The organism is Streptomyces sp. NPDC031365 (assembly GCF_055569765.1).
Map to the genome: position 1 here is coordinate 474,802 of NZ_JBVIIM010000001.1, position 4,641 is coordinate 479,442.

The 4,641-nt window shown below is 70.6% G+C and carries 3 protein-coding genes; all 3 read left to right on the plus strand.

All coding sequences use genetic code 11. The features are described 5' to 3' along the window. The first annotated feature begins 136 nt into the window (after positions 1–136). The 3 genes from ACZ5C2_RS02265 (at position 137) to ACZ5C2_RS02275 (ending at position 4,498) form a co-directional block, all read left to right on the plus strand. Positions 137–664, plus strand: coding sequence for a sensor histidine kinase (locus tag ACZ5C2_RS02265; RefSeq protein ID WP_468785583.1), 528 nt, complete (start codon positions 137–139; stop codon positions 662–664). 469 nt (positions 665–1,133) lie between these two features. Then, positions 1,134–1,922 (plus strand): ABC transporter ATP-binding protein, encoded by a 789-nt coding sequence (locus ACZ5C2_RS02270; RefSeq protein ID WP_468785585.1) that lies wholly within the window; start codon positions 1,134–1,136, stop codon positions 1,920–1,922. Next, positions 1,919–4,498, plus strand: a complete 2,580-nt coding sequence (locus ACZ5C2_RS02275; RefSeq protein ID WP_468785587.1) for an ABC transporter permease — start codon at positions 1,919–1,921, stop codon at positions 4,496–4,498. The genes ACZ5C2_RS02270 and ACZ5C2_RS02275 overlap by 4 nt, the downstream gene beginning before the upstream one ends. Positions 4,499–4,641 lie beyond the last annotated feature (143 nt).

The following is a 4,641-nucleotide window of genomic DNA, read 5'->3' on the forward strand; positions in this document are numbered from 1 at the left end:
GTTCTCAGAGTAAGAGGGGCAACCGCGCCCTGCCCCCCGCCCCCCCCCCCCCTTCCCCCCCTCCCCCCCCCCCCCCCCCCCCCCCCCCCCCCCCCCCCCCGACGAACTGGCCCAGCAGCGGCTGCTGCACGACACCGTGCTCGCGACGCTCACCATGGTGGGCACCGGCAGCATCACCCGTGACTCGGCCGCGCTGCCGGAACGGGCCGCGTCCGACCTGGCCGTCATCGAGGACCTGCGGGCGCACCCCGGCGCGGCACGCGACACGGCGAGCGAACCCGCGCCTTTGGACGTCGCGCTGCGCACCGTCGTGCTGACGCGCCGGGTCGGCCTTCCGCCGCTGGACATCGAGTTCGACGTGCCACCGCAGGACCTGCCCCACGAGGTGGTGGTGGCCCTCTCGCAGGCGGTCGCCGAGGCCCTGACCAACGTGGCACAGCACGCCGACACCCGCGCGGCCCGGGTCACCGCCCGGCGTGCCGGAGAAGGCGTCACCGTCGAAGTCCGGGACGAGGGCCTCGGGTTCGACCCCGAGGCCGTGCCGTCCCACCGGCGCGGCCTGCGGGAGTCGGTTCACGGCCGGATGCGCTCCGTGGGCGGCAGCGCCCGGACGGTGTCGTGGCCCGGTGCCGGCACCCGGGTCGTGCTGGGGTGGCAGCCGTGATGTCCGACGTCGTCAAGGGCATGGTCGCCACGCGATTCGCCAAGGCCGTCAACATCGGCCTGTCCTGCGCCGGTCCGTCCGTACTGCCCGGTACTTGACCCTGACGCGGCGGGAGGGTGGAGCCTCGGGATGGGCCGTCGGGATGAGACGACCCCGAGACGGACTCCGTACTTCGGCGGAGTGCCCCTAGGGGTACCTCCGTACCAAGGGTCGGGGAGGGTTCGTACTGGCGGAGGACGTGTGGGGGCGGCAGCCGTCCTTAACCTGGCTTTACGCCGTCGGGGGGCGGAGCACAGCAACAGGGGTGGGGTTTTCCTCAGGAAAAGACTGCGCTGAGCACCAGGGCGCCCGACCTCCCGCACCGCGAGACTGAAGCACACCGAACGAACACGTACCGAACGGCCGCCGAGCAGACGAGGCGGCCGCCGGAGCACCGCACGCACTTGCTGACCGACATAGGAGACTTACCGTGACATCGGCTGTAACCATTCCCAGGCACGGGGGCACTGGAGGGCGTACTGCCGTTGCCGCACGGGCGCGGCAGGTCGTGAAGGCGTACGGGACTGGTGAGACCCGTGTCGTCGCCCTCGACCACGTCGACGTGGACATCGCCCGCGGCCGCTTCACCGCGATCATGGGCCCCTCGGGATCCGGCAAGTCCACCCTGATGCACTGCCTCGCCGGTCTCGACACCGTGACGTCCGGGCAGATCTACCTGGACGAGACCGAGATCACCGGCCTGAAGGACAAGAAGCTCACACGGCTGCGCCGGGACCGGATCGGGTTCATCTTCCAGGCGTTCAACCTGCTGCCGACGCTGAACGCGCTCGAGAACATCACGCTGCCCATGGACATCGCCGGCCGCAAGCCCGACAAGGCGTGGCTGGACCGGGTCGTGGAGACCGTCGGGCTCGCGGAGCGGCTGAAGCACCGGCCGACGCAGCTCTCCGGCGGCCAGCAGCAGCGGGTCGCCGTGGCGCGGGCGCTGGCCGCCCGGCCGGAGATCATCTTCGGTGACGAGCCGACCGGAAACCTCGACTCCCGCGCGGGCGCCGAAGTCCTCGGCTTCCTGCGCCGCTCGGTCGACGAACTGGGCCAGACCATCGTCATGGTCACCCACGACCCCGTCGCCGCCTCCTACGCGGACCGGGTGCTGTACCTCGCCGACGGCCGCATCGTCGACGAGATGCAGCAGCCGACCGCCGAGCAGGTCCTGGACCGCATGAAGGACTTCGACGCCCGGGGGCGCACGTCATGACCGTCCTCAAGACCTCGATGCGCAACTTCTTCGCCCACAAGGGACGCATGGCTCTCTCGGCGGTGGCGGTGCTGCTGTCGGTGGCGTTCGTCTGCGGAACGCTGGTGTTCACGGACACCATGAACACGACGTTCGACAAGCTGTTCGCGGCCACGTCCTCGGACGTCACGGTCAGCAACAAGGACGCCTCCGACAGCGGTGAGACGACCTCCGGCAACGGCAAGCCGCCGGTCATGCCGGCCTCCGTGCTCGACGAGGTCAAGGGCGTGGACGGGGTGAAGTCGGCCGAGGGAACGGTGTTCTCCACCTCGGTGACCGTCGTCGACGGCGACAAGGAGAACCTCTCGCCGACCAGCGGCGGGCCGACCATCGTCGGCAGCTGGAACAGCAACGAAGCCCGCACCATGGAGATCACCTCGGGTGCCGCACCCCGGGGCGCGGACCAGATCATGGTCGATGCCGACACCGCCGACAAGCACGATCTGAAGCTCGGCGACGAGATCGGCGTCATCAGCGCGGTCGGCACGCACACCGCCGAGATCTCCGGTATCGCCGACTTCACCGTCACCAACCCCGGTGCCGCGATCTTCTACATGGACACGAAGACCGCACAGCAGACCCTGGTCGGCGAGGGCGGCGTCTACACCAACGTCAACGTCACCGCCGCGGCCGGTGTCAGCGACGAACAGCTGAAGAAGAACGTCGCGGCCGAACTCGGCGGCGGCTACAAGGTGCTGACCGCCGAGGAGACCGCAGAGGCCAACCAGGAGAGCGTCGGCGACTTCATGAACGTCATGAAGTACGCGATGCTCGGCTTCGCCGGGATCGCCTTCCTCGTCGGCATCTTCCTGATCATCAACACCTTCTCCATGCTGGTCGCCCAGCGCACCCGGGAGATCGGCCTGATGCGGGCGATCGGCTCGTCCCGCAAGCAGGTCAACCGCTCGGTGCTGGTCGAGGCGCTGCTGCTCGGCTTCTTCGGCTCGGTCCTCGGTGTCGGCGCGGGCGTCGGGCTCGCCATCGGCCTGATGAAGCTCATGGGCCTGATGGGCATGGAACTGTCCACGAACGACCTCACGATCGCCTGGACGACCCCGGCGCTCGGACTGCTCCTCGGCGTCGTCGTCACCGTCCTCGCCGCCTACCTGCCCGCCCGGCGGGCCGGCAAGATCTCCCCGATGGCCGCGCTGCGCGACGCCGGCACCCCGGCGGACGCCAGGGCCGGCTGGATGCGCGGTGGGATCGGCCTGCTCCTCACCGGAGCCGGCGGGGCCGCCCTCTACCTGGCCGGAACCGCGGACAAGGCCACCGACGGCTCCCTGTGGCTGGGCCTCGGCGTGGTGCTCTCCCTGATCGGCTTCGTCGTCATCGGACCGGTGCTGGCGAGCGGCATGGTCCGCGTCCTCGGCGCGATCCTGCTGCGCGCCTTCGGCCCGGTGGGCCGCATGGCCGAGCGCAACGCCCTGCGCAACCCGCGCCGCACCGGCGCGACCGGCGCCGCGCTGATGATCGGTCTGGCGCTGGTGGCGTGCCTGTCCGTGGTCGGCTCCTCCATGGTCGCCTCGGCCGGCGAGGAACTCGACAAGGCGGTCGGTACGGACTTCATCATCCAGGGCGACCAGGGCCAGCTGATCACCCCGGAGGCCGTCGAGGCCGTGAAGACCGCGCCGGGGGTGGAGCGGGTCACCCGGTACAAGTGGACCGAGGCCGACTTCACCACACCCGACGGCAAGACCACGGACGAGACCGCGATCACCGCGGCCGACCCGTCGTACGCCACCGACCTGCGGGTCGAGACCGTCGCCGGCAAGCTCGCCGACGCCTACCGGCCCGACTCGATGTCCGTCCACGAGGACTTCGCCAAGGACCACGACGTCAGCGTCGGCTCCAGGATCGAGGTCGCCTTCAAGGACGGCACCACGGGCTCCCTGACGGTGCGCGCCATCACCAGCAGCGAGGGCGTGGTCGACGCCGGCGCGATGTACACGTCCATCGACACCCTCGCGACGTACGTGCCGGCCGACCGGATGCCCCTGGACCAGATGCTGTTCGCCTCGGCGAAGGACGGGCAGAAGGACGCCGCGTACACGGGCCTCAAGGACGCGCTGCACGACAACCCGCAGTACAAGGTGCGCGACCAGACCGACTACAAGGAGGCCCTGAAGGACCAGATCGGCCAGCTCCTGAACATGATCTACGGTCTGCTGGCGCTGGCGATCGTCGTCGCGATCCTCGGTGTGGTGAACACCCTGGCCCTGTCGGTCGTCGAGCGGACCCGGGAGATCGGCCTGATGCGGGCCATCGGCCTCTCGCGCCGGCAGCTGCGCCGCATGATCCGCCTGGAGTCGGTCGTGATCGCCCTCTTCGGCGCCCTGCTGGGCCTCGGACTGGGCATGGGCTGGGGCGCCACCGCCCAGCAGCTCCTGGCGCTGGAGGGCCTGAAGGTCCTCGACATCCCGTGGCCGACGATCATCGGCGTCTTCATCGGCTCGGCCTTCGTGGGCCTCTTCGCGGCCCTGGTCCCGGCCTTCCGCGCCGGCCGCATGAACGTCCTGAACGCCATCGCCACCGAATAGCCACCGCATACGGGGGTTGCGGGGGACCGGCCCGGGGGGGGGGGGGGGGGGGGGGGGGGGGGGGGGGGGGGGGGGGGGGGGGGGGGGGAGGGAGACGCCCCACCACCAAGCACAAGGGCCGCCCCCCACAACCTACCCCCCCC

What these genes read in the sequence shown, in the direction of transcription:
- ACZ5C2_RS02275 (WP_468785587.1), top strand. Translation starts at nt 1,919, where the DNA reads ATGACCGTCCTCAAGACCTCGATGCGCAACTTCTTCGCCCACAAGGGA.